The sequence below is a fragment of the Pseudoalteromonas sp. N1230-9 genome, assembly GCF_032716425.1.
Taxonomy (GTDB): domain Bacteria; phylum Pseudomonadota; class Gammaproteobacteria; order Enterobacterales; family Alteromonadaceae; genus Pseudoalteromonas.
The window spans coordinates 348819-373280 of record NZ_CP090420.1 but is presented as its reverse complement, the minus strand read 5'-3'; the positions used below and the strand labels follow the sequence as shown (position 1 = coordinate 373280).

Annotated in this window: 22 protein-coding genes; 10 read left to right on the top strand and 12 right to left on the bottom strand. The window is 40.3% G+C overall.

All coding sequences use genetic code 11. The annotated features are described in order from the left end of the window. Positions 1 to 74: 74 nt before the first annotated feature. A complete protein-coding gene (locus LY624_RS19070; protein ID WP_341804832.1) occupies positions 75 to 530 on the bottom strand; it encodes a MarR family winged helix-turn-helix transcriptional regulator in 456 nt (151 codons plus the stop codon). A 103-nt stretch (positions 531 to 633) separates the two neighbouring features. On the opposite strand from LY624_RS19070, the gene hmgA reads away from it, so the two are divergent. Then, entirely contained in the window at positions 634 to 1938 is a 1305-nt protein-coding gene (gene hmgA, locus LY624_RS19065; protein WP_341804831.1) for a homogentisate 1,2-dioxygenase, read from the top strand. Then, positions 1938 to 2567 (top strand): maleylacetoacetate isomerase, encoded by a 630-nt coding sequence (gene maiA / locus LY624_RS19060; RefSeq protein ID WP_341804830.1) that lies wholly within the window; start codon positions 1938 to 1940, stop codon positions 2565 to 2567. Before hmgA ends, maiA begins: the two co-directional genes overlap by 1 nt. 66 nt (positions 2568 to 2633) lie before the next feature. Here maiA and LY624_RS19055 read toward each other — a convergent pair whose 3' ends face one another. Then, positions 2634 to 2864 (bottom strand): TIGR02647 family protein, encoded by a 231-nt coding sequence (locus LY624_RS19055; RefSeq protein WP_130152096.1) that lies wholly within the window; start codon positions 2862 to 2864, stop codon positions 2634 to 2636. Between the two features lie 121 nt (positions 2865 to 2985). Between LY624_RS19055 and LY624_RS19050 the strand changes: the two genes are divergently transcribed. Both LY624_RS19050 and LY624_RS19045 read left to right on the top strand, forming a co-directional pair. After that, entirely contained in the window at positions 2986 to 3255 is a 270-nt protein-coding gene (locus LY624_RS19050; RefSeq protein WP_341804829.1) for a DUF1496 domain-containing protein, read from the top strand. Between the two features lie 67 nt (positions 3256 to 3322). Next, positions 3323 to 3589 (top strand): VF530 family protein, encoded by a 267-nt coding sequence (locus LY624_RS19045; RefSeq protein WP_237118853.1) that lies wholly within the window; start codon positions 3323 to 3325, stop codon positions 3587 to 3589. 2 nt (positions 3590 to 3591) lie between these two features. Here LY624_RS19045 and LY624_RS19040 read toward each other — a convergent pair whose 3' ends face one another. Next, positions 3592 to 5214, bottom strand: a complete 1623-nt coding sequence (locus LY624_RS19040; protein WP_341804828.1) for a diacylglycerol kinase family protein — start codon at positions 5212 to 5214, stop codon at positions 3592 to 3594. Positions 5215 to 5557: 343 nt separating this feature from the next. On the opposite strand from LY624_RS19040, the gene LY624_RS19035 reads away from it, so the two are divergent. The 6 genes from LY624_RS19035 to LY624_RS19010 all read left to right on the top strand — a co-directional run bounded on the left by LY624_RS19035 (position 5558) and on the right by LY624_RS19010 (position 11163). Then, positions 5558 to 6088, top strand: coding sequence for a sigma-70 family RNA polymerase sigma factor (locus LY624_RS19035; RefSeq protein ID WP_341804827.1), 531 nt, complete (start codon positions 5558 to 5560; stop codon positions 6086 to 6088). Beyond that, positions 6085 to 6774, top strand: coding sequence for an anti-sigma factor (locus LY624_RS19030; protein ID WP_341804826.1), 690 nt, complete (start codon positions 6085 to 6087; stop codon positions 6772 to 6774). The genes LY624_RS19035 and LY624_RS19030 overlap by 4 nt, the downstream gene beginning before the upstream one ends. Positions 6775 to 6898: 124 nt before the next feature. Further along, entirely contained in the window at positions 6899 to 8491 is a 1593-nt protein-coding gene (locus LY624_RS19025; RefSeq protein WP_130152101.1) for a DUF4331 domain-containing protein, read from the top strand. A 10-nt stretch (positions 8492 to 8501) separates the two neighbouring features. Continuing rightward, the gene (locus LY624_RS19020; RefSeq protein WP_130152102.1) at positions 8502 to 9014 is read left to right on the top strand and encodes an Ig-like domain-containing protein; all 513 of its coding nucleotides are present in this window, start codon (positions 8502 to 8504) and stop codon (positions 9012 to 9014) included. A gap of 40 nt (positions 9015 to 9054) precedes the next feature. Then, a complete protein-coding gene (locus LY624_RS19015; protein WP_341804825.1) occupies positions 9055 to 10053 on the top strand; it encodes a tetratricopeptide repeat protein in 999 nt (332 codons plus the stop codon). 9 nt (positions 10054 to 10062) lie between these two features. Further along, positions 10063 to 11163, top strand: a complete 1101-nt coding sequence (locus tag LY624_RS19010) for a HupE/UreJ family protein (protein WP_341804824.1) — start codon at positions 10063 to 10065, stop codon at positions 11161 to 11163. Positions 11164 to 11194: 31 nt separating this feature from the next. Here the strand turns inward: LY624_RS19010 and LY624_RS19005 are convergent, their stop codons facing one another. From LY624_RS19005 to LY624_RS18965, 9 genes are all read right to left on the bottom strand, one after another. Continuing rightward, complete coding sequence (locus tag LY624_RS19005; protein WP_237118857.1) at positions 11195 to 11812, bottom strand: TetR/AcrR family transcriptional regulator; 618 nt, start codon at positions 11810 to 11812, stop codon at positions 11195 to 11197. Between the two features lie 128 nt (positions 11813 to 11940). Beyond that, on the bottom strand, positions 11941 to 13344 hold the full coding sequence (locus tag LY624_RS19000; RefSeq protein WP_341804823.1) for an efflux transporter outer membrane subunit: 1404 nt from the start codon (positions 13342 to 13344) through the stop codon (positions 11941 to 11943). After that, positions 13344 to 16475, bottom strand: a complete 3132-nt coding sequence (locus tag LY624_RS18995) for an efflux RND transporter permease subunit (RefSeq protein ID WP_341804822.1) — start codon at positions 16473 to 16475, stop codon at positions 13344 to 13346. Before LY624_RS18995 ends, LY624_RS19000 begins: the two co-directional genes overlap by 1 nt. A gap of 12 nt (positions 16476 to 16487) precedes the next feature. After that, a complete protein-coding gene (locus tag LY624_RS18990; protein ID WP_341804821.1) occupies positions 16488 to 17651 on the bottom strand; it encodes an efflux RND transporter periplasmic adaptor subunit in 1164 nt (387 codons plus the stop codon). Positions 17652 to 17856: 205 nt separating this feature from the next. Further along, positions 17857 to 18945: a 6-phosphofructokinase gene (locus LY624_RS18985; protein ID WP_341804820.1), complete on the bottom strand. Its 1089-nt coding sequence runs from the start codon at positions 18943 to 18945 to the stop codon at positions 17857 to 17859. A 113-nt stretch (positions 18946 to 19058) separates the two neighbouring features. Then, the gene (locus LY624_RS18980) at positions 19059 to 20723 is read right to left on the bottom strand and encodes a cyanophycinase (RefSeq protein ID WP_341804819.1); all 1665 of its coding nucleotides are present in this window, start codon (positions 20721 to 20723) and stop codon (positions 19059 to 19061) included. Between the two features lie 78 nt (positions 20724 to 20801). Then, positions 20802 to 22094 (bottom strand): hemolysin family protein, encoded by a 1293-nt coding sequence (locus LY624_RS18975; RefSeq protein ID WP_341804818.1) that lies wholly within the window; start codon positions 22092 to 22094, stop codon positions 20802 to 20804. Between the two features lie 190 nt (positions 22095 to 22284). Beyond that, on the bottom strand, positions 22285 to 22983 hold the full coding sequence (locus LY624_RS18970) for a substrate-binding periplasmic protein (protein WP_341804817.1): 699 nt from the start codon (positions 22981 to 22983) through the stop codon (positions 22285 to 22287). Positions 22984 to 23111: 128 nt separating this feature from the next. Next, a complete protein-coding gene (locus tag LY624_RS18965) occupies positions 23112 to 24221 on the bottom strand; it encodes an arginase family protein (protein ID WP_130152113.1) in 1110 nt (369 codons plus the stop codon). Positions 24222 to 24462: the final 241 nt, after the last annotated feature.

Below are 24462 nucleotides of genomic sequence, written 5' to 3'. Positions count from 1 at the left end.
AATTGTAAATGATAGCCATTATCATATACGTATAGATTGCCTAAATCAATTGCTATAAAGCACTGATTACAGATTTACACATTTTTATTTAAGTGATTGGAAAGCTTAGTAAGAATGTTAAAAAATTGTGTTAATTCATGATTATCTAAGCCACTAACTAAATGTGCTTGCCATGCAATTGCTTTGGGTACAATTTGTTCATGTAAACAGACCCCTTTTTTAGACAACATAAGCAAGTTTGCACGTTTATCTATCGGGTCTGGTTTCGCCGTTAAGAGCTCTCTTGCTAATAGTGACTTTACTGCACGGGATACAGTCGATTTATCCATTTGTGCCATATCACACAAAGCTTTTGAACTACACTGACCATATTGAGCGAGATTGGCAATAACGCGCCATTGCGGCACCGTTAAATCAAATTGTTGTTGATATAGTTCACTAAACTGATCACTCATTTGCACAGCTATATTAGTCAGTGAGTAAGGTAAGAATTTTTGTAAATCGAGTGTTGGCTGTTTATCTGTTGTCATGGCTTCACTACTGTCAAAGAATGTTTACATAATGAAATTCAGCGTGGTTTGAATTTACTCTCACATGAGAGTATCTTACCTAAAACCTTTCAGGAGTCTAGTGATGAATAACGAATTACAATATATGACAGGCTTTGGTAATGAATTTGAAACCGAAGCATTACCCGATGCATTACCTATCGGTCAATTCAGCCCACAAAAAGTAAAATACGATTTATATGCTGAGCAGTTCAGCACAACGGCATTTACAGCGCCCCGTGCTGATAACCGACGAACATGGTTTTACCGCATTCGCCCATCAGTTGTACAAGGTGATTATACACCAATTGATAATGGCCTTATTCGCACTGCACCTATCACAGAAGTACCAACGCCACCCACCATGCTACGTTGGGATCCAATTGAAATACCTGAAAAGCCAACTGATTTTATTGATGGTTTAGTCACCATGGCTGCCAACGGCAGTGCAAATGCACAAACAGGTATTGGTATTCATATTTATGTAGCCAATAAATCAATGCAAAACCGTTACTTTTATAATGCAGATGGTGAAATGTTGTTTGTGCCGCAACACGGTGAGCTATTGCTGAGAACCGAGTGCGGTAAACTGACCATTCGTGCAGGTGAAATTGCAGTTATTCCTCGAGGGATTAAATTTGCAGTTGATTTATTAACAGATACAGCCCGTGGCTATATTTGTGAAAACTATGGCCATGCCTATATTTTACCAGAGCGCGGCCCAGTGGGTGCTAATGGTTATGCTAATGATCGTGACTTCCACTACCCTGTTGCGGCCTATGAAGACATTGAAGGTGATTTCGAACTAGTTGCTAAATTTAATGGCAATATGTTCCGTTGTGATATCGGCCATTCTCCTTTGGATGTGGTTGCTTGGACGGGTAATAGTGCACCTTACAAATATGATCTTGCCCGATTCAATGTTATGAATACGGTAAGTTATGACCACCCAGATCCATCAATCTTCACCGTATTGACATCACCATCGGGGACTGAGGGGGTTGCTAATATCGACTTTGCTATCTTCCCTCCTCGTTGGATGGTTGCAGAGAATACATTCCGCCCACCTTATTATCACCGTAATATTATGAGTGAATTTATGGGCTTAATCGAAGGTGTGTATGATGCGAAAGAGCATGGTTTTGTGCCTGGTGGCTCAAGTTTACATAATTGTATGTCGCCTCACGGTCCAGAAGCTGATGTATTTGAAAAAGCTTCAAATGCTGAGCTTGAACCACAACGCTACGAAAATACCTTGGCATTTATGTTCGAATCACGTTACGTTATTTCACCAACAAAATATGCCCTTGAAGGTAAAGAGCGTCAGCCTAATTACACAGACTGTTGGCGTACTATTAAAAAACATTTCACTGGTAAACAGGACGCATAATGAAACTTTATAGCTATTTTCGTTCATCTGCTGCATACCGAGTGCGCATTGCCCTTAATTTGAAGAACATTGATCACGAGCTGGTGACAGTTAACTTATTAAAATCAGAGCAACAAAGTGACGAGTACCTAGCAAAAAACCCACAGGGTTTATTACCTGCACTTGAAACTGAGCAGGGTGTACTTGCTCAGTCTCTGGCTATTTTAGAGTGGCTTGAAGAAACGCACCCAGACACACCGCTTTTGACTGGTGATGCATGGCAAAAAGCTCAGATCCGCAATTTATGTTATGCCGTGGCGTGTGATATCCACCCTATTGATAATTTGCGCGTATTAAAGTATTTAGCTAACGATCTTGGTGTTGACGAAGAGGCAAAAACAACCTGGTATAAGCATTGGGTAGAAGTTGGTTTTCAAAGCATCGAAAAGCTACTTGATGAAGCGAATACTTTTTGTGTTGGGAACAAACCAACGCTTGCTGATGTGTGCCTTGTTCCGCAAGTATTTAATGCACTGCGCTTTAAGGTCGATATGACTAAATACCCTAAGATTGCAGCTGTCTACGAGCAATGTAATAAGCTTGATGCTTTTATTGATGCTGCGCCGCAGAATCAACCTGATGCAGTTTAATTAAACTAACTTGCAAGGAACAAAGTAAAGGCCCGTTAATATCGGGCCTTTTAAATTTTATATTTTCTAACTGAGCGCTGAATTAATAACGCTTACATGCTTGATCAAATCCAGTCCTAAATCCGTTAAATAGCCACCATCTGGACTATCAGTAATGCCTTTATCATAAAGGCGCTTTGCAGCATCCCTTATTGAAGTATCTGCATCTGAGTGGATTTTAATACCCTGCATTTGTGAATCACGCGGAAACTTTGCAAGAAGCGTTAACTCATCAAGCATATTAGTATCAAATTGCATGTGTTCTCCTTTTTATTATAGATATGTGTATTTTTATAGTAACAAGGATTAAGCTTAGTGTAGTTATATAAAACTGCATACACAGAGGTACATTTTGAGTCTATTAAAGCATACGTTTTTAATGTTTAGTATTTTATTTTCAGCGAGCTCAATCGCAAGAGATAAGCCTGTTGTTGTATTTGATTCTCAAGATATATATGACCAATCAAAGCTGTGTTGGTATGACAACAAACGCTACATTGAGGGCGCTATTATTCAGATAGGTCAAAGCGAGCTCGTTTGTGCAGCAAAGCATACACACTTTAACAACAGCGAGTTATCTTGGTTAAGAATTGATAAAGATGGCAACATTATGAGACCACGTCCAGCCAAAACTATTCGTGTTAACTAGATCTGTAAATAGCAAAGGTAGCGGTTCTAAGTTAGAATGCACTGGTTTAAAGTTATAAAGAAGAGTCATGGACAATCAACCTAACAATCCTCTACATGGTGTTAAACTCGCTGATATCGTAACTAAGCTGCAAGAAAAGCTCGGTTGGGATGGTTTGGCGGCGCAAATTGATGTGCGCTGTTTTCAAAATGATCCGAGTGTTAAATCAAGCCTCAAGTTTTTACGCAAAACACCTTGGGCACGCGAAAAGGTAGAGCAATTATACATTGATACCTTTTCTAATACCTCTAACGATGACGACGCACCGTTCCAATGGAAAAGTATAAAAAAGTAGCGTTAAGCCTGCTCTGAGGTTATCACCGAAAGTGATTTCGGTGATACTTCAACCACCAGCTTATCGGCCGTTTTAACTTCACCATCTATCACATAACTCAGCGGTTCATCCGCACTTATAGTCACTTCCCTTGCATTTGTGTGATGGCTGTCAATCGCGAAACTTGTTTGCGTAATACTCGAGAAAACCAATTCGGCAATACTCAAGGTGCTTGCTTTTGAATCTGTATTAGGTGTTAACCAATTCACATCTAATAGACCATCTTGATGATCAGGCTGACCCGCTGACTGAGCCAACAAAGTAGTAAAAGGTGCTGCATTTGCCACAATCAAACTTGTGGTATTAATCACTTGCGGCTCATTACTGTCGATTGTCACTGTATAGTCCTGTGCTTCATGCTCTCCCAACGCCTGCCAAAAGCCTTGCAAGTACGCAAGTTGACCAGATTCATTCTTAGCTTCACGGTGGGCTTTTTCAATCATTTGTTGCTCGAACCCTACACCGGCTAAAAGTAACATTCTTTCGCCATTACAAACCGCTGTATCAATGCGCGTCGCCTGTCCTTCTATAATTAATTCGCAGGCTTGCTCAACGGGAATAATTTTTGACTTAATTCCCATTAAAACATGGGCAAGCGCATTTGCTGTACCAAGCGGGATGATACCTAGTTTACAATCTGTATTAACCAATACTGTAGCAACCTCTGTCACAGTTCCATCGCCACCACATGCAATGATTACATCTGGTTGTGACTTTATCGCCTCTTTGGCAAGCTCTGTTCCATTTGTATCCTTAGTGGTTGTATGCACAGTAAGATCATAATATTGCGATAATCGTGAGGTTATTTGCTTATTTTTAGATTCCCATAATTTGGTGCCCGAAACTGGGTTTGCAATTAACACAGCTTTATTTTTAATTAATAAATCGCCATTTCGATGACGACGAACTAGATGGCGCAATTGGCGCTTATTTAAATTTGCAGTTTCGCGGGTTTCTTTAATTTTCAATAGAATGTCGTGCACATCTGCATCTTTATTTTGACTTAACAGATAAGCAGCCATCACAAAAACGGAGCGTCCACGGCCAAGAGCACAATGAACGACAACACGGCGGTCTTGTTTAACCTGATGATGGATCCAGTTAATTGCTTGGTTTAATTGTGCCCTAGTTGGCACACTATGATCTAAAATTGGGATATTTAAATAACGAATATTTTCTTGAGTAGATGACCACTCAAGCCCATCAAATTCACATGTAACATCTAAAATAGCTGTTATACCCATCTCTTTCATAGTGTCTATGTCAGAGGGGAATAAACGGCATGCTAAAAATAACTGCTCGTCAATTTGCTGTAATGGCGGAACTTTGTCATTTTTGCGAGACCATGCATTGTATAGTTGTGCACCCATCAGAAAAGGGATAAATGCCCAGCGGATATAAATGGGAATAACGCCATTTTCACGCTTACGAAATATACGTGCCAAGTTAAAGAAATAAGCACCGCTTACGAGAAGTAAGGATAAAGCAGTCCAATAAAAAAATAACGCAAAATAAATAGCCTTAACACTCAACCCTGCAATTATAAATGCAATTCCCAACGCCAAATAACTTATAGCAGCCCACATAATCACTCCTTGTTTTTCTAATTTATTAATTAAAAGCAAGTTTCAAACCAGTAATTTACTTAAACACTCATAATTAGAGCTAATAAAAACAGTGACTTAATAATTTAAAATAAATCTATCTTATAGTTTAGGTCATATTTTCACAAAATTATGAATAACTTACATAAGTGCATGAAAATAAATGAGCTAAAGTTGCCAAGTTGGACATCCATGCTAGGCTAACTAATAGAAAAGGTGTGGTTTTATCATTTAATTACAGTCTTTTCTCTAAAAGTAATGTTTTTTTGCATCTAAAAAGATGAGTTAACCGTTAATTAAATACAACAAGAAAAACAGGAACTTTATGGACAATGATCAACTATTAGCACTGCTCAGTGCAACAGCAAAAGGTGATAAACGCGCTTTTGCTGATTTGTACCAGACAACCAGTGCAAAGTTATTTGCTATCAGCGTAAAAATGCTGGGTAATCGAGCTCAAGCTGAAGAAGTTTTACAAGATGCTTTTGTTAAAATATGGCATAACGCCAGTGACTATCAGGTATCTAAAGGTGCTGTAATGTCTTGGATGATAAGTATCGTGAGGTATCGCTGCTTAGATCTGTTACGTCATAAAAAGGTACGTAAAGAGCAAAGTTTAACTGATGAGCAAGAACAAGAAGATCTGACCTCCATACAGGTGTCCTATGAAGATGACTCAAAATTAGTAGACTGTATTGAACAACTTGATCCACAACAAAGACAAGTTATTCACTTGGCTTATTATAAGGGTTTGACTCATCATGAACTTGTTGATCATATATCGTCTCCTCTAGGTACTGTTAAAAGCTGGATCAGACGCGGGTTACAACAGTTACAAAGGTGCTTAACATTATGAATTATGAAAACCAAACACTTATTGATATGTTGGCCGCTGAATATGTGCTTGGCACTTTAAGAGGCCCAGCCCGTGATAGGTTTGCCAGGTTAATGCTGACATCAACTCGAGCCAGAGAAGCAACATGGATGTGGGAGCAGCATCTTAACAACTTAGCAAGTTCCATTGAGTCTATCCCTCCTGATGATCATGTCTGGGAAAAAATAGTCAATCGTGTCGACCCAGATGTTATTCCTATTAACAGCAAAGCAAAAAAATCGAGTTCATCGATACTCCAAGCATGGTCATTAATAGCAACTGCTGCATGTATTGTGCTTGCTCTGATCATTTGGCAGCCTCATGAGTCTGCAAAATCTCAAGCACAACAAATCGCATTATTCAAAAACCAAGAGCAAACACCTTTATGGTTTATTGATGTTCAACAAAATAACTTATCAGTGAAAGCATCTGCCGCGTTAATTCCTCGCACCGATAAGGATTATGAACTTTGGATGATAATAAAAGGGCAAGAAGCGCCTATCTCCCTTGGCCTATTACCAAAGTCAGGAAGAATAGAACTACCTAAGGATGCCCGCTTTAATGCGGATGACATAAGCTTACTTGCAGTCAGCCTTGAACCATTAGGGGGCTCCCCAAATGGCTCACCAACTGAGGTTCTTTACACCACAGAGCTAGTTGTTCTTTAGACTAATAAGCCGTGCTAAGCACGGCTTTTTATGTTTTTGTTAAAAAACTTTAAAGTTATTGCATCCAGTTAAATTACTAATACGTATTCACTATGACTTAATTTAAAAAACTAAGGATAAAGTCATGAAGAACGTAACTCCATCTCTTATTGCAATTGTAGTATGTAGTACCCTATTCAGCTCTCCAACTGAAGCTTCAAGTCATCGTGAAGCGCCAAACATCGCGCGCTTTCCGACATTAGATTCAACTGACTTTTACGCGTTTAATAGCTACGAAGAAGGTCGTGGCGACTATGTCACCTTTATCGCTAACTATATCCCACTTCAGGATGCATATGGCGGCCCTAATTATTTCGCTATGGATCCTGATGCAACTTACAGCATTCATATCGATAATGACGGTGATGCCATAGAAGATATGACTTTTGCTTTTAATTTCAAAAGCATGCTCCCTAATGACAATATGGGAGTTGCACTCACAGTGGGACCAGAAGGCAACCAAAGAACCGTGGCAGTACCTCTTAAAAACGTAGGTGGTGTCGCAGCTGGAAATGACGCTGCAGTAAATTTTAGTGAATCATATACTGTTAGTGTTATTTCAGGCCCACAACGTACCGGCACTAAAGCAATGCTGACCAATACCATGAACAGCAGTAATGAGTTTTACAAACCACTTGATTACATCGGTAACAAAACATTTTCATCGATGTCTGCTTATAAAGAGTATGCAAACCAGTATATCTATACTGTTGCGATTCCAGGATGTAGCGGTATGGGTAAAGTATTTGTAGGCCAGCGCAAAGACCCATTTGTTGTTAACCTTGGTAAAACCTTTGATTTAGTTAATTATGTGCCAGTTGAAGGCGACAGTGCCCCTGGGGCAGGTGACGGTAATGGCTTTCCTGGAGGTATTACACAATCTGCAGACAATGATGATTTAGCAATGAAAAATGTCACTGCAATCGCAGTTGAAGTACCCAAAGCATGTGTCACTGGTGAAGGTAACGGCACAATTGGTAGCTGGACAACGGCAAGTTTACCTCAAGCACGCATTTTAAACCCAAATGCTTCATTTGCTAAAAATGCTGTGAACGGGGGTGCCTTAACACAAGTGTCTCGCCTTGGTAACCCACTTGTAAACGAGCTTGTCATTGGCCTTAAGGATAAAGACACTTTCTCTACATCTGCTCCTGCTGATGATGGTCAGTTCGCTGATTATGTAACACACCCTTCACTACCCGAACTACTTAACATCTTATTTAAAGATGCTGTAAATACTACCTTAGGTACGAATATCGAAACCCTTGCACCAACCAACTTCCCTCGTGTTGACTTGGTAACTGCGTTTTTAACTGGTTTCCCAGGTGTAAACCAGCTTGCAACTGTAACACCATCAGAAATGCTACGTTTAAATACCGCTATTGCAGCAACGGCGCAGTCAGAACAATCCGCATTTGGCGTAGCAGGTGATGATTTAGCAGGCTTCCCTAACGGTCGTCGTCCGGGTGATGATGTTGTTGATATTGCGCTTCGTGTTGTAATGGGTCGTTTGTGTTATCCAATCCCTGTCAACGGCACCGACACAGACTTAGGCTTATGCACATCAGATGATGCGAGTGTAGGTACTGTTCCATTCACAGATGGTGCACCATTGGATGCAAGTATGATGGATGCTAGTTTCCCTTATCTTGCAACGCCAATTGCTGGGTCTAAGTAAGGAGGCAATTATGTGTAAATTCAATCGTTCTACCTTACTCCTTAGCGTTTTTGCAGGCGTACTCGCAGGCTGTGGCGGTAGTGATAATGATGACAAAATGAAACCGACACCTGTAAACAATGCACCCAGTGCAATTGATGCAATGGTAACAACACAAACAGAAGTTGCTATTGAAGATATGCTAAAAGGGTCTGACCCTGACGGGGATGCACTCACTTACAGTTTAGTGTCAGAACCGAGCTTAGGTGATGTTGTTGTTAATGCTGATGGTAGTTATACGTATACGCCAAATCCAGAAACAACAGGCTCTGACAGTTTTGATTTTGCTGTGACTGATAGTAAAAACAGTCAAGCAACAGCCACTGTGAGTATCACCATTGAGGCGTTGCAAGTTGACTTTGCAACAATTGGCCGTGCTGCATTTAGTCAGAGTGCATCAGATAAACCATTGAGCCTAAACGGTCGTGTATTTACAAATACAGGCGCAGAGGCAAACTTTGATGATCTGGTTAGTGGAAATTAATTGCAAACTTGGCCATGGATGGCCTTTATAAGGATAAATCATGAAATTATTTTCTTTCTTCCTACTATTTACAACAACGCTATTGCAAGCAGAGCCATATATACCAAACGACGAAGATGTAATAGCAAGTTCAAGAAGTCCTTTACCTGCCACATTAACAAAATACGAATTGGCAACGTTATTTGAGCAGAATCAATGGGCTGGTAAAACAGAATCAAACCAAGGCCTGTTAAAAAATTACTTATCAGAAAAAATTCGCGAAACTGATGACCCTGATATCCACTACTATTATGCACGCCTGCTGCAACGCGAGCACAAGTTCGAACTTGCTTTGGCGGTACTGAATGATTTATTAAAAAACGACCCTAGCCATGTGAATTCAATTTTACTAAAAGCAAATATTCTTAAAGTACAAGGCCAATTTGCAGCAGCAAATTCAAATTGCTTATCGCTGGTGGGTAAAGCCAGTATTGAGACAATTTCAACCTGCTCACTTGATGTTAAAAGTCAAATGGGTGATTTGGCAAAAAGCTATGAAGGCTTAAAAAAAATTATCAAAGAACGAAACATAAGCATGAATACACGCCATGTTCTTGCAGAAATGGCTTATCGATTAAACATGCCAGAGCAAACCTTACAGTATTTAAATGAAGTTGACTTAGCCAAAGCACCTGTCAGCTTAGTTGTGTTGTGGGCAAATGCGCAATTAGCGCTTGGTAATAACGAAAAAGTGCTTGTGACACTTTCAAAACTTACAGCAGATGAAAGCAATCTAGAAGATGCTTTATTACTTCGCTTGGCACAAGCAGAACTAAATAAAGAAGACAGCCAATCAAGTAAGTGGCAAACACTGCTGAAAAAGCGAGTAACACTACGAGAATTGAGACAAGATACCTATCATGCCAGTGACCTTGCTTGGTATTATTTAATGATAAATCATGATCCTACAAAAGCCACTTATTGGGCAAACGTTAACTGGCAGCATGCTAAGTTAGAGAGCGATAAACGCCTGCTCGAATTAGCGACCAAGAAGAACTAGGAAATTACAATGAAACAGTCACTTTTAATTGCTTTAATGCTTTTTGCTTGTAGCTTTACGTTAAAAGCACACCAGTTAAGTACAGCCTATTTGAATCTCGAAGCTGATTCGACCGAGCAGTTAAAGTTATCGGGTTCTTGGCAGGTTGCCGTTGGTGATTTAGAACAAAAAATCCCCTTTGATTTAAACCAAGATAACGTGATTACATGGCAAGAAATTAAAACCAAACAATCGGCAATTACCTCTTATCTAAGTAATCATTTTTCTACAGTGCAATCTGCAGCGCCTTGCTTGTTATCTTACAATGGAGAATTAAAAGTAGACTCTCACTTTAATCAATCATACATTGATGTCCCTGTTCAGATAATTTGCCCAAACGCGTCTGCCGCAATTACCTTAAAATACACCGCGCTATTTGATATAGACTCAAATCATAAAGCGATTGCAGCTGTTGCTAATTCAAGCAGAGTATTTAGCCAGAACAAACAATCGCAAGTCATTAATTTCAATAAATCGAGTTACAGTGACACATTCATCGAATATGTCTATCAGGGCGTGTTACATATTTGGATGGGTGTCGACCATATTTTATTCCTTGTGGCTCTATTATTAACATGCGTTCTCGTTAGAAATGATAAACGTTGGCAAGGGATTAATTCTAAAAAGAAAATAGCCGTGGATACAGCGTGGATCATCACCGCTTTTACACTCGCCCACTCAATCACATTGACAGCTACTGCATTGGAACTGGTATCACCTAATAGTCGTTGGGTTGAACTGGGAATAGCAATTTCAGTGCTATTTGCAGCGCTTAATAATATTTGGCCACTAATTGTTCGCTTAGGATGGGTAACCTTTGCATTTGGTCTTTTGCATGGAATGGGCTTTGCCAGCGTACTCGGTGAGCTTGGCTTATCTTCTAATTACCAATTGATGAGCATACTTGCATTTAATCTAGGTGTAGAGCTAGGTCAACTTGCAATTTTAGCTGTTTGCTTACCGTTACTTATTGCTATGCGAAATTATGATTGGTACAAAAAATGGGTCATGCCAGTAGGGTCAGTTGCAATTGCTCTTATCGCGTTACAGTGGTCAATAGAACGATTTTAAAAATAGAGGCGTATCGCGCCTCTATTTGATATTACTCAAAAGGGACTAACAAAGTCTTCATGGCGGGTTTTAGTGCCTTCATTATCTGCTCAGTATCAAGGGAAGGGTTAAGCATCTTTCTGAGCAATAACCCGCCCATTACTGAAAACATTACTTCAATACGAGCATTTACCTCAGACAGCTCTGTGTCTTGCAAAGGACCTCTTTCACCGATTAGTAACTCACGCATAGAATCACGAGCATGGGTATCGGACTCTCTCAGTAAATTAGCCACTTTTTCATTGCGCGCAGCTTCAGCTAACATTTCTAAATCAAGCGCACCTTGGTTTAAATCAGTATGGCGTTCAACCCCTCGCTCTAGGCCATCGAGCAGCACCGTAACACGGTCACCGGGTTTATTAGCAAACTCTTTAAAGATAGAGAACATCTCTTCCATGTCGCGCTCGACAATAGATTCAATGATAGCTTCTTTACTCGCAAAGTAATTGTAGATATGGCCAGCACTCATACCCGCTGTTTTAGAAATTTCAGCCATACCCGCACCATGGTAACCTTTGCGTCGGAAACAATCAGCAGCCGCACAAAGCACTTGATTCCGTCTGGCCTCAGCAAGCGCAGGGTCGTTGTGTCTTTTGGTTTTTTGCGTCATTTTGTCTCCGAGGTAATGTGACGTGGGTTAACTATAACTTAAATAAGGTTTACATGATCTTAATCATTGCTTGGTGGTAAAACAACTAAGATCATGCAAGTCCTTAAATAAATTATGCAATTGATAGTTTATTGAGCAACCTGTTGGGCACTCCAGCCACCACCGAGGGCTTTGTAAAGGTTAATTTGGCTCGCAAGATACGCTTGCTTACCTAAAATTAACTGCTGCCCTGCACTATACCAATTACGTTGTGCATCCAGCACTTGCAAATAACTATCAGCACCTTTTTGGAAGCGTGCATCCGACAAGGTAAAAGACACCTCATTGCTACGATAAAGATCATTTAAAGCATCAAGCTGTTGTTTATAACCTTGACGGTCTGCAAGTGCATCTGATACTTCTTTAAACGCCTGCTGGATGGTTTGCTCATAACTTGTTAACGCAGCTTCTTGCTGTGCTTTAGCCACATCTAAGTTAGCCTGATTACGTCCCATATTAAAAATAGGTAAGTTAATCGAAGGTACAAAACTCCATGTGCCTGAGCCTGAATCAAACAAATTATCAAGATCAGCAGAAGCTGTTCCAGCATTGGCTGTTAAACTAATGCTTGGATAAAAAGCCGCTTTCGCAACACCAATATTTGCATTAGCAGCAAGTAGGTCATGCTCAGCAGCTCTTATATCAGGACGCTGTGTTAATAACTCAGACGGTAAACCAACAGGCACCTCAGGCATGTTAAGCACTGTATCAATACTTTGCGTAGGTAATAAATCGGCACTCACCGTTTTACCCACTAAAAAGTCTAAGGCATTTTTATCACGCTTAAGTAGGCGTTGATAATTTGCAATATCCACCTTTGCTGTTGCTACTGTGCTTTCTAACTGAGATAGGGTTAACTGTGAGGCAGCCCCCAATGCGAAGGTCTTTCGCGTTAACTCTAATGACTCTTGTTGTGATTTAAGCGTATCGTTAGCAAGCGCAAGTAACGCTTTATCGGTTGCGTAGTTTAGCCATGCATTAACCAATTCAGATATCAAGCTGATGCGAACACTGGTCAAGCTATACTCTGCTGAATATAAGTTTTGCAGTGCCTGCTCAGACTGATTACGTACTTTCCCCCACAGGTCAAGCTCGTAAGCCGTTAAGCCAACCGTTGCAGAGTATTGCTCTGTGATTGTCGCTTGCCCTGTGTTAGATAAATCTGCTGGTAAACGCTGACGTGTGCCTGATGCATTTAAATCGATACTTGGATACAAATTTGAATCCTCGATTTGATACATAGCTCTCACCTGCTGCACATTGAGTGCAGCAGTTTGAATGTCTTTGTTATTCTCAAGCGTGAGTTGAATTAACTGTTGTAATTGTTCATCACTAAAGAATGTTTGCCAATGCAGCGCGTTTATATCGCCTTCACTACCCTCTACATCATAGTTTTGCGCAACGGGTAATTCACGTTGTTCAAGGTCTGGCGCCATATTACAAGCAGAGAGTAACAAAGCTGCCACAGAAACAGAAACGAGTTTAAGGGTCATTATGCTTGCTCCTCATTTGTCGCTTTATGCTTACCAGGGAAGATACGACGTACCAATACAAAGAATAACGGCACAAACAACACCACAATACTTGATGAAGCAAGCGTACCGCCGATAACCGCAATACCTAGTGCATTTTGAGCACCCGAGCCTGCACTTGAGGCTATTGCAAGAGGTAATACACCACATACAAACGCCATTGAAGTCATAAAGATTGGGCGTAAACGTAGACGAATAGCTGCCACAGCCGCATCAACTAACTTCATTCCTTCATCCATTTTATGAATAGCAAATTCAACAATAAGAATGGCATTTTTGGATGCTAAACCTATGGTGGTTAATAGACCTACCTGTAAATAAATATCATTCGATAAATTAAATACAAATGACGCAACTCCTGCACCAAATACACCCAATGGTACAATTAACATTACAGCAGCAGGCACAGACCAGCTTTCGTATAATGCGGCAAGGCAAAGGAATACAACTAATAATGAAAGCGCATACAATAATGGAGCTTGACCACCGCTTAGGCGCTCTTCATAAGAAATACCGGTCCATTCAAAGGCAACACCTGGCGGTAATTTCTTAATAATTTTTTCCACTTCAATCATTGCTTGACCAGTACTATAGCCAGGCGCAGCTGCACCTTGGATTTCCATAGCTGAAAAACCATTATAACGTTCTAGTCGTGGTGAGCCATACGTCCAGAATGAACGTGCAAATGCTGTAAATGGCACCATATCACCTGCAGAGTTACGCACATACCATTCATCCAAATCTTCTGGAACCATACGTGATTCAGGGATACCTTGCAGATACACTTTCTTAACGCGTCCACGGTCAATGAAGTCATTTACATAACTACTACCCCAAGCGGTTGATAGCGTATTATTTATATCAGCCTGTGTTAAACCCAATGCCTCGGCTTTAGCCAAATCAATATCAAGTTCAAGCTCTGGCTTATCTTCTTGACCATTTGGGCGTACACCTGAAAGAACAGGGTTTTGAGCCGCCATACCAAGGAACATATTGCGCGCTTCAAGTAACTTGTCATGCCCCAAGCCAACACGATCTTGTAGGAATAAAGTAAAACCATTTGCCGTGCCTAGCTCAACAACAGCGGGAGGTGGAAAAGCAAATACAAAAGCTTCTTTAATAGTTGAGAAAAAGCCCATTGCTTTACCAGCTACTGCACCAACAGATAGATCGTCACGTTGACGTTCATCCCAATGCTTTAAGCCAACGAAGCCAATTGCAGCATTTTGCCCAGAACCTGCAAAACTGAAGCCTGTTACTGTAAAGATAGAGCGAACAGCTTCAGATTGGTCTTCTAAAAAGTGACGTTCCATCTTTTCAACAACTTTTAACGTTTGTTCTGTTGTTGAACCTGCAGGTAAGCTGACTTGGTTAAATAAAATCCCTTGGTCTTCATCTGGCAAGAAAGCAGATGGCAATTGCGAGAAAATAAATACCATGCCACCAACAATCAAACCATAACAAAGTAAGTAACGTTTGCTGTGCTTGATCATGCGTGACACAAAGCTTTGCGCACCATTATTGGTTTTATCGAATCCTCGGTTAAATCCTAAGAAGAAGCGGCCAAAAAGTGATTTATCATTATGGACATGGCTAGGCTTTAACATAGTTGCACATAAAGCAGGTGTTAAAATTAACGCCACCAATACCGATAAACTCATTGCTGTTACAAGGGTGATCGAGAATTGACGATAAATAACGCCTGTAGAGCCCGCAAAGAATGCCATTGGAACGAACACCGCTGAGAGCACCATAGCAATACCGACAAGCGCACCTTTAATCTCGTCCATCGATTTACGTGTTGCTTCCAGTGGAGATAAGTTCTCTTCGGTCATTACACGTTCCACGTTCTCAACAACTACGATGGCATCATCAACAAGCAAGCCGATTGCCAGTACCATTGCAAACATGGTTAATGTGTTAATTGAATAACCAAACACCTGCAAAATCGCAAAGGTTCCTAGTAATACAACAGGCACCGCTATGGTTGGAATAAGTGTGGCTCTAAAATTCTGCAAGAATAAGTACATTACTAAGAATACCAATACAACGGCTTCAATTAATGTACTGACTACTTTTTCAATTGATAATGATACGAATGGCGTCGTGTCGTAAGGAACAACAGTTGTTAGCCCTTCAGGAAAAAATGGCTCAAGCTCAGCAAGTGCTGCTTTTACACCATCGGCAGTATCAAGTGCATTAGCACCGCTGGCAAGTTTTACACCTAAACCAGAGGCTGGTTTACCGTTAAAGCGCGCAACAACGCCATAGTTTTCGCCACCAAGTTCCACTTCTGCCACATCGCTTAAGCGAACAACTGAACCATCTGCATTCGTTTTTACAAAGATATTTCTGAATTGCTCTGGTGTTTGTAAGCGGCTTTGTGCGGTTACTGTAGCATTCAATTGCTGACCATCAACTGCAGGCAGCGCACCGAGCTGACCAGCGGAAACCTGCGCGTTTTGAGCACTAATCGCAGCGCTGATATCCGCTGGTGTTAGTGCGTATTTTTGCAGTTTTGATGGGTCTAACCAAATTCGCATGGCATATTGTGAACCAAAAAGCTGAACTTCACCAACGCCGTTCACACGGGAAATAATATCAAGTACATTCGATGAAACATAATCACCAATATCAATATTATTCATGCTGCCATCTTCGGATACAAAGCCCACTACCATTAAAAAGTTTCTAGCAGACTTAGCAACAGAGACACCTTGACGCTGCACCTCTTGCGGAAGTAATGGTGTTGCAAGTGACAACTTATTTTGTACTTGAACTTGCGCTATATCAGGGTCCGTATCAGCACTAAAAGTCAATGTTAATGTCGCTGAACCATTCGATTCTGAGGTAGACGACATATATAACAAACCATCAAGACCCTTCATCTTTTGTTCAATAACCTGGGTAACCGTATCTTCTAATGTACGGGCCGACGCACCTGGGTAATTGGCTTGAATACTGATTGCTGGTGGTGCAATTGATGGATACTGTGCAACCGGCAAACTTCTAATTGCTAGAATACCTGCCAGCATCACTACAATGGCAAGTACCCAAGCAAATATGGGCCGATCAATAAAAAATCGTGACATTAAGTTTCTCCGTTACTGGCTATTTGCAACTGACTCTGCAGGCATAGGATTAACAGGTGCACCAGGTCTAATTTTCTGAAGACCTTCAACAATCAGCTTATCGCCGCTTTGTAGTCCCTCAGTCACTAACCAGTTAGCACCGACTGTACGGTCTGTTTTTAAAATACGAGGCTCAACTTTGTTATCTTTACTCACCACCATCGCAATTGGCTCACCTTTAGTATTACGGCTTACACCACGTTGTGGAGCGAGGATAGCGTCGTTCTTAACGCCTTCAACAACAACAGCACGTACATACATTCCCGGTAATAACAATTTTTCAGGGTTAGGAAATTCAGCACGAAGAGTGACAGAGCCTGTGCTTGGGTCAACTGTCACTTCAGAGAACTTAAGTGTCCCTTTATGAGCATAAGTGGTGCCGTCTTCCATTTTTAGCTCAACTTTAGAATGCTGTGCGGCATCTTTATCAAGCTGACCTGTTGCAATTGCTTTTTTAAGACGGGTTAATTCACTGCTTGATTGCGTTAAATCCACAAAAATAGGATCAAGTTGTGTAATTGTCGCTAATGCCGTTGCTTGATTCGCACTGACAAGTGCACCCGCTGTAACATCTGACTTACCAATTTGACCGCTAATAGGTGCTAACACTTTGCTGTAGTTCAAATTAATCTCTGCAGTTTTTAATTGTGCTTGAGCTGTCAACAAATCTGCTTTAGCGCCTTTGTATGCCGCATCAGCTTCATCATAATCTTGTTGACTCACTGCTTTAATATTTAACAGTTCTTTATAACGCTCTGATTTAGCTTTTGCATTTGCAATACTTGCTTCTGCTTTTGTGATTGCCGCTTTACTTGTTGCTACTTGCGCTTCAAACGTCGAAGGGTCAATTTGATAAAGAGCTTGGCCTTTTTCAACCTCAGCACCTTCAACAAATAAACGCGATTGTATAATGCCGTTCACTTGCGGTCTTATTTCAGCGATACGAGACGCTGATACGCGACCAGGAAGTTCTTTTGTAAGTGTAAGTGGTTTGCTTTGCATCTCAATTACACCAACAGGAACCGCTTGAGCTGCCTGAGTCTGCCCTTGAGCCTGTTCTGATTGGCCGCAGCCTGATAAAAAAACAGCACCAGCAAGAGCTGACACTGCAAAAAATGGAATGCGAGAGCGCTGCATGTTTAAATCCTTAGTTTAGAGTGAACGATCATTCTAAACTAAAAAGCACGCAGATCAAGCGTCTTTAAACTAATTTACATTAAATAAAAAGCTTGCCTTGGAGCATGTTTTTTGTGCAATAAATAATTACTATTCGCAGATTTGCGGTGATAACTGATAATTTTGATTATAAAATCGTTTTAAAACTATCAGTTAGGGCCGTTGACTAATCGCCTAAGCAAATGCCCATTGCACGAGCACTTGTAATTAACGAATGTTCTGAAGGGATAACACGATATTCTGAAGTTGCTTCTTTTAAACTGATCGGTTTAATTTCACCGTCTTTACTAACAGGAATAAAACCGAATCGCCCCTGCTTAACTAGCTCGAATGCTTGCACACCGAACTCTGCTGCTAACACCCTATCAAACGCATTAGGTGTACCGCCGCGTTGAATATGACCTAACACGGTTACTCTGACATCAAGGTCAAGCGCAACTCGTATTTGTGAGGCAAGCTGCTCAGCAATACCACCAAGCACTGGGTTTTCGTAGCCAAATTCATTTGATTGTTTACTAACTACAGTACCAGCAAGGGATTTTGCCCCTTCTGAAATGACAATATTGGCGAACCCATGGCCTTTATCAAAACGTGATGCTAGTTTGGCTTTTATCGCCTCAATATCATAGGGAATTTCTGGGATAAGCGCCACTTCTGCACCAGCAGCAATAGCTGAATGCAAACAAATCCAACCGGCATCGCGACCCATTACTTCGGTAATAATCACTCGGTTATGGCTTTGTGCTGTTGGTATTAAGCGGTCTATCGCTTCTGTAGCAGTGTCGACGGCAGTCTGAAAACCGATTGTATAATCAGTACCATATAAATCATTATCAATGGTTTTTGGTACGCCTACGATATTTAAACCATGTTCAAACAAGTGCTGAGAGACTTTATGAGAACCGTCACCACCAATATTGATAACCGCATCAAAACCAAGCTCTGCTAGCTTCTCAATTAACTCCTTAGAACGGTCAACTAGTAGGTGTTTACCATCAACATTTATAGGAAAGGCAATGGGGTTGCCCTTGTTCACCGTTTCCAATATTGTTCCACCACGAACATGAATGCCTGCAATCAGCTCATTTGTAAGGTGGACAATGTCGTTCGGTGTTTCTAATACACCGCAGTAGGCTCTTCGGCTACCATATACTTGCCAGTTACCATCATGTTCAGCGGCTTTGACAACCGCTCGGATCACCCCATTGAGACCAGGGCAATCCCCTCCACTTGTTAATAGCAGTAATTTTTTCATACATTTTCCACTGACGCTAAAGCACTTTTTACAGGTTAGCTTATATTAGTAAGAAAAGCGTATGACCTAAATCAACTCAATAACAAAATCTATACAGACATTAAGTTAAAAAACTAAAAGGTCTTAATAGAAAATGCTAGGTTGCTTACAGCACACCCTGTTTGTGAATTATTAAGACGATGATACTCTGTATTTTTATTTGCATTAAGAGCAAGTAAAAACTCATCTTGTTGCGCTACTGCTTGTTTTTCTTGTGTTAAGCAAATAGCTTGCAATAAAGAACGCAATTTTTCAGCTTCAAAAATATTTCCAAATCGCTGCATGGGTAGTGGTGGAATTTTGATTGTAGGTAGCGCCTTATCTGTAGAACTTTTTGATAAAGTAAAATCATTGTCCTTAATCTCGATGACAGCCCCCGTTGGCCAATAGTCTATTAAACCTTTATTTTCACCCTCAGACTGTATATGCGTTACACCACTTTGACCAATAACGGTCATTAAGCGAGTATCAGTAGAGTGGATCATAACAAGCGCAGTTGCTTCATCAATTCCAAAGCCATTTCGCTGGCCTGTTGCATTTAAAATGCTCATTAGCCTAGGCATACGATTATTTTCACTAAATTGACTATCAACAGGGCCGTAATTGAATGTTCCGAGTCCGCCAATAGATGAGTAAATAAGTCCACCTGTTGCTTGCTCGTTCACACAACCCATACATGCTTGCTCTATGGGCTTGTCTCTCAGTGAAGTAATACCGCCACCACTAATTATGCTAGGCACAGAACCGAATGTATTCTGGCCACCTGCTTGCAATAAACTACTGACTCCAGTTGACATAATCACTGGACGAGATTGCAAATCATCAAACCAAGGCAGTTTATTGCCTTTGTTATCAAACAAAACTTGTTGCAGGTTTGTTTGCTGTTCATCGTTAAAGATCACAGCCGTTGCCGACTGAATTTTTTCCCGCACAGTTTTTATACCAGCATCACACATAGCTTGTTCAGCTAATACCCTATCTGCGTAGACTTGTTCACGGTTATAAACATGCATTGTTGCTTGGCGAATATTTTTTAAATCAGCACATTGATTATGTGTAATAGCAAACGCTGAGGCTGGTGTTAACGCAAGCCACTCTGTTTTGATTCCTTTATTTTCAAAAAGCGACTCGTAAAAATCTGCTGAAGCATATGGGTCACGATCTGCTGCTGTTATAACAAGCACTGTCGGTGTTTGACTCGAGACTTTTATACTTGCTCCAACAAAGTCAACAATATCTGAGTTCGCCTGTTCTAGGTTAAGGTCATTAAAAACCTGCTCTTTTAGTCTATTCCCATTAGAATCGAGAACAGCTACTTCGAGCATATCCAACATAAAGTTAAACTCATGGCTGCTAAGTTGACTCAAGCTTTCATTGTCAATATCACGCCACGCCCATAACAAAGCTGACTTTGTCACTGTCTCTGAATGACTTTTAGCCAACTTGCTGAGTACCTGAATTACTCGTTTACGGTGTGATTCGTTATTACTCGGCCATGCGTTTTCTAATTCTGTTAAAGCACGCTCAGTGATCTTAAATTGAGCAGCTTGTTTACCTTGTAGCTCGTTTTGATTTGTACAGTGATGAGTTTTGGCACTACTACATACGTTAAGAGCACCACCAACCATTACTAAGGTTTGATTTTTTGATGATTGCGCAAAACTTGAAATCGATAATATTGATAAACAGGCTATAAATGTGGTCAGAAAAATACGAGACAAGGTTTTAAAAAGAAACATAAAAAATCTTTTAGTATTAAAGGAGCTAAACTGCAGTATACAGATTTTTCATTACACTTAAAATAATGACGAAGGCGCTTACGCGCCTTCACTTTCAGTCACTCGTGAAACAATTAACTGTTCGATTTTCACGCCCTCAACATCAACTATTTCAAACTTGTATCCGGCAAAATTGATAAATTCTGCCCGCTTAGGTAAACGTTTCATGGTGTAGATCAAAAATCCTGCGACAGTTTCATAATGAGATTGCTCAGGAAACTCTTCAATCTCAAGAACCTTAGCGAGTTCAACTACGGGTGTAAGGCCATCCACCAGCCAAGAGGAGTTATCACGTTTAATAATGAGCTCTTCACCTTGGTGAGTGATCAAGTCGCCCATAAACCCTTTCATTAAATCTTTAACAGTGACAATCCCCACCATTAGCGCATACTCATTTACTACAACCGCAAATGGTTCTGCCGCTTTTTTAAAGGTATTAAGTGCTTCTGAAAGACTCAAGGTTTCTGGTAAGTAGAAGACATCACGAGTAATAAGTTCGCTATCAATTTCAGCGTTTTGCCCTTTGAGCACTTTACGAAGGATATCTTTAGACTCAACAGAGCCAATTAATTTATCTAAACTACCGTCACAGACTAAAAAGTGATTATGTGGATGCTCAATAATTTTTGTAGCAACCTCTTGTGCATCTGCTCTAACATCAAAATAAACAATCTGATCCCTTGGTGTCATCACACTGGATAAAAAGCGCGCTTCTAAATCAAACACATTACCAATCAATTGATATTCTTGCTGCTGAAGACTGCCATATTCAGCACCCGCTTCCATCATCGCAACAATATCTTCGGTAGTAACAATATCCTCACGTTCAGCAGGCACCTTAAAGGCACGCAAGATAACATTCGTTGTGCCATTAAAAAACATAACAAACGGCGTTAAAGCAAATGTGACCCAACGCATAATTGACACAACTCTGACAGCGACAGCTTCAGGCATAATCATCGCTAAACGTTTTGGTAATAAATCAGCAAATAAAATAAATAAAGAAGTAATACTTAAAAACGAAATCAAAAAACTAATTTGACTAAGCAAAGGACCTTGGTAAATCATCACAAGGATTTGCTCTATATAAGGCGACAATGCCTGCTCACCGACAATACCACCAAGAATTGCAATCGCGTTCAAAGAAATTTGAATCATTGCAAAAAATGCCCCTGGGTTTTCCTGTAAAGCGAGAACCGCTTGGGCTTTGTTATTCCCTTCATCAACCATGACTCGTAATTTAATTTTCCGTGAAGCTGCAATGGCAATTTCGCTCATCGCAAATAATGCACTTATGAAAATTAAGAAAACAATAACGAGCAGATCACTCATTTTAAAACTCCTAAAAAAACAGGCGCATTGAATTTTTCAATGCATAATACTTTTTGCACGTTTTCACGCTGAGTTACCTGATTAAACTGGCCTACATTTAAAATGTTTAACACTAGAAAATCGGTTATTTGGATTAGCAAAATTGTTCAAAAAGCAGCTGATTATAGCTAGTTTACTATAATCAACAAGCCTATTTTGCTTGGTTCGATGAAAAGGCGTTAGTTAATTTTTCTAAGGTGGTGCTTTCAAGATTTTTATTACAAGCAAAGTACAAATCTTGATAATCGGTAGGAATTTTATAAATAGCTTTTAGCAATGAAAGGGTTTTATCTTTTTTAAGCTCATAATTGAATTGTTCATCGCTAAGCACAACCATATCAATGCTAGAGCGGCGGCTTTTGAGAACATCATAAATGTTCTCAAAGCTATCTAGCAAAATAAGCTGATTTTGTTCATTAAAACCGCGTTCAGACAAATATACGTGGCTGTAGTTGTCTTTTAAGACTGCTATTCGGTATTTTTTTGCTTGCTCTAGGTTTTCAATTTTAACCTGTTGTGACTTAAAACTATAAAAAGAAGCTGTGAAATTACCTAGCTTTGCAACCCAGCTAAACTTATCTTCTCTGCTTGGTAATCTAGCGATGGAGAATATACACGTTTTTTCATCTCGTAAGGCGGCATTATATGATATGGGCCATGAATTTACTGATAACGTATACTCAACACCACTTTTCTTTAAAGCGTTAGTTACTTCTTCAACCACAGTCCCTACAAGAACACCTTGCGCATTCTGATATTGAAAACTAGGAAGATTTTCTGTCACAACGGTGATTGCTGCAAAGCAAGGTTGCAACAACATAGCAAGTGACAGAATAATAGGTTTGAGCATAAATTGACCATACCAAAAAGTTATAATTATTTTTTATATAAATATAGTCTGAAGTGTAAGATTTGGAAATAAAATTTGAAGTACCCAATGATAGGTGAAAGGCAAACTACGCCTTTCACCTAAACCAGTTACTTATTTATAGCGTTAATTAAGAAAGCTGAAATCTTTGCCCCTTCACGAAGCGTTGTCTCAGAACTTGTTTGGCCAATTAAAGAGCTATCTGTAAATGGCGCTATTTCCATCATATCCGCCCCCGTGATCGGAAACTCATCAGCAATAGCAACTAAGATATCAAGTGCATGCTGCGGCGTTAGTCCGCCGGCTTCAGGCGTGCCGGTGGCTGAGGCAAAGCTTTCATCTAATGCGTCAATATCAAAGCTAACATACAGCTCATCAATGTTATCGGCTTTAAGTTGTGCAATTACTTCATCAGCGACAGCTTGCGCGCCGCGTTCTAAGATTTCATGAGCCCAATGCTGTTTAACACCAAACGTTGATTCCCAATGCTCTTTCGGTTTACCACTCGAACGAATACCAAACTGAATTAAATTACGCGGTGAAGGTAAATACTCAAGAATATGTGTACACCATGAGCCAAAACATAAATCAATACCTAAGCGCTCAACTAATAAGTCAGTATGTGCATCAAAGTGAATAATTGCCGTGCGTTTGCCTGCATCACGTTTTGCCTTTAAATATGCTTTTGTTAGCGGGTAACTAATTGAATGGTCACCGCCAATACCGAAAATTCCTTTGTCTGGGTAGTTAGCGTAAAAACCATCACACACATCTTCTGTAATCGACAAAGGTGATACATGGTACTCACTGTTTTCGTCTGCGTACAGCGCCTTTTGACAGTTAGTGATTGTCGCATCGTTTAAATATTTATCGTGTAGTAAGTGAGGGATAACACGTACATCACCAAGATCAAAAGCACGTGCTTGTGGCTGTTGGTCGATTAAGGTTGAACGTAAGAATAACGGGCCCCAGTTGGCGCCTCGTAAAATACCACCACCACAATCAGAGCTAATACCCAAAATTACCGCTTTGTGATCAGAATCAGCCAGTGTTTCAAGTGACTCCTTCCAAAGCACATCAACGTTATCAGTTTGCCCATAAAGCTTTGTACGTAATGCATCTTTTCGTTCCTTTGCCGTATTAACGGTAAAAACACCATCACCTGGTGGACATAAACACTGGCTTAATTTTTCATGGAACGCTTTTTGTGTGTTACTCATTTTCACTCCGCTGGTAAGTATCTGCATATTCATGCGTAATTCAAAAAATTACACTCTCCTCTACTTTTGATTATGTTCAACTCAATCAAAGGTAAAAGATAATAAAACCTGAAAAGACAAGCAATTGATATAATTGAATTTCTTTTTCAAAACAGAAGGGTTTTGCTGGCTTATCTCGAGCATAAGCACCTTGCTTTTGGCAGATATAACATGGGGAATTTTAAAGTCAAACTTTGCAGCA

Coding starts and splice junctions, on each gene's coding strand:
- LY624_RS19015 (WP_341804825.1), top strand. CDS start 9,055: ATGAAATTATTTTCTTTCTTCCTACTATTTACAACAACGCTATTGCAA.
- LY624_RS18990 (WP_341804821.1), bottom strand. CDS start 17,651: ATGCAGCGCTCTCGCATTCCATTTTTTGCAGTGTCAGCTCTTGCTGGT.
- LY624_RS18970 (WP_341804817.1), bottom strand. CDS start 22,983: ATGCTCAAACCTATTATTCTGTCACTTGCTATGTTGTTGCAACCTTGC.
- LY624_RS19000 (WP_341804823.1), bottom strand. CDS start 13,344: ATGACCCTTAAACTCGTTTCTGTTTCTGTGGCAGCTTTGTTACTCTCT.
- LY624_RS19020 (WP_130152102.1), top strand. CDS start 8,502: ATGTGTAAATTCAATCGTTCTACCTTACTCCTTAGCGTTTTTGCAGGC.
- LY624_RS18985 (WP_341804820.1), bottom strand. CDS start 18,945: ATGAAAAAATTACTGCTATTAACAAGTGGAGGGGATTGCCCTGGTCTC.
- LY624_RS19035 (WP_341804827.1), top strand. CDS start 5,558: ATGGACAATGATCAACTATTAGCACTGCTCAGTGCAACAGCAAAAGGT.
- LY624_RS19055 (WP_130152096.1), bottom strand. CDS start 2,864: ATGCAATTTGATACTAATATGCTTGATGAGTTAACGCTTCTTGCAAAG.
- LY624_RS19050 (WP_341804829.1), top strand. CDS start 2,986: ATGTTTAGTATTTTATTTTCAGCGAGCTCAATCGCAAGAGATAAGCCT.
- LY624_RS19045 (WP_237118853.1), top strand. CDS start 3,323: ATGGACAATCAACCTAACAATCCTCTACATGGTGTTAAACTCGCTGAT.
- LY624_RS18980 (WP_341804819.1), bottom strand. CDS start 20,723: ATGTTTCTTTTTAAAACCTTGTCTCGTATTTTTCTGACCACATTTATA.
- LY624_RS19030 (WP_341804826.1), top strand. CDS start 6,085: ATGAATTATGAAAACCAAACACTTATTGATATGTTGGCCGCTGAATAT.
- LY624_RS19040 (WP_341804828.1), bottom strand. CDS start 5,214: ATGTGGGCTGCTATAAGTTATTTGGCGTTGGGAATTGCATTTATAATT.
- hmgA (WP_341804831.1), top strand. CDS start 634: ATGAATAACGAATTACAATATATGACAGGCTTTGGTAATGAATTTGAA.
- LY624_RS18995 (WP_341804822.1), bottom strand. CDS start 16,475: ATGTCACGATTTTTTATTGATCGGCCCATATTTGCTTGGGTACTTGCC.
- LY624_RS18965 (WP_130152113.1), bottom strand. CDS start 24,221: ATGAGTAACACACAAAAAGCGTTCCATGAAAAATTAAGCCAGTGTTTA.
- LY624_RS19005 (WP_237118857.1), bottom strand. CDS start 11,812: ATGACGCAAAAAACCAAAAGACACAACGACCCTGCGCTTGCTGAGGCC.
- maiA (WP_341804830.1), top strand. CDS start 1,938: ATGAAACTTTATAGCTATTTTCGTTCATCTGCTGCATACCGAGTGCGC.
- LY624_RS19025 (WP_130152101.1), top strand. CDS start 6,899: ATGAAGAACGTAACTCCATCTCTTATTGCAATTGTAGTATGTAGTACC.
- LY624_RS19070 (WP_341804832.1), bottom strand. CDS start 530: ATGACAACAGATAAACAGCCAACACTCGATTTACAAAAATTCTTACCT.
- LY624_RS19010 (WP_341804824.1), top strand. CDS start 10,063: ATGAAACAGTCACTTTTAATTGCTTTAATGCTTTTTGCTTGTAGCTTT.
- LY624_RS18975 (WP_341804818.1), bottom strand. CDS start 22,094: ATGAGTGATCTGCTCGTTATTGTTTTCTTAATTTTCATAAGTGCATTA.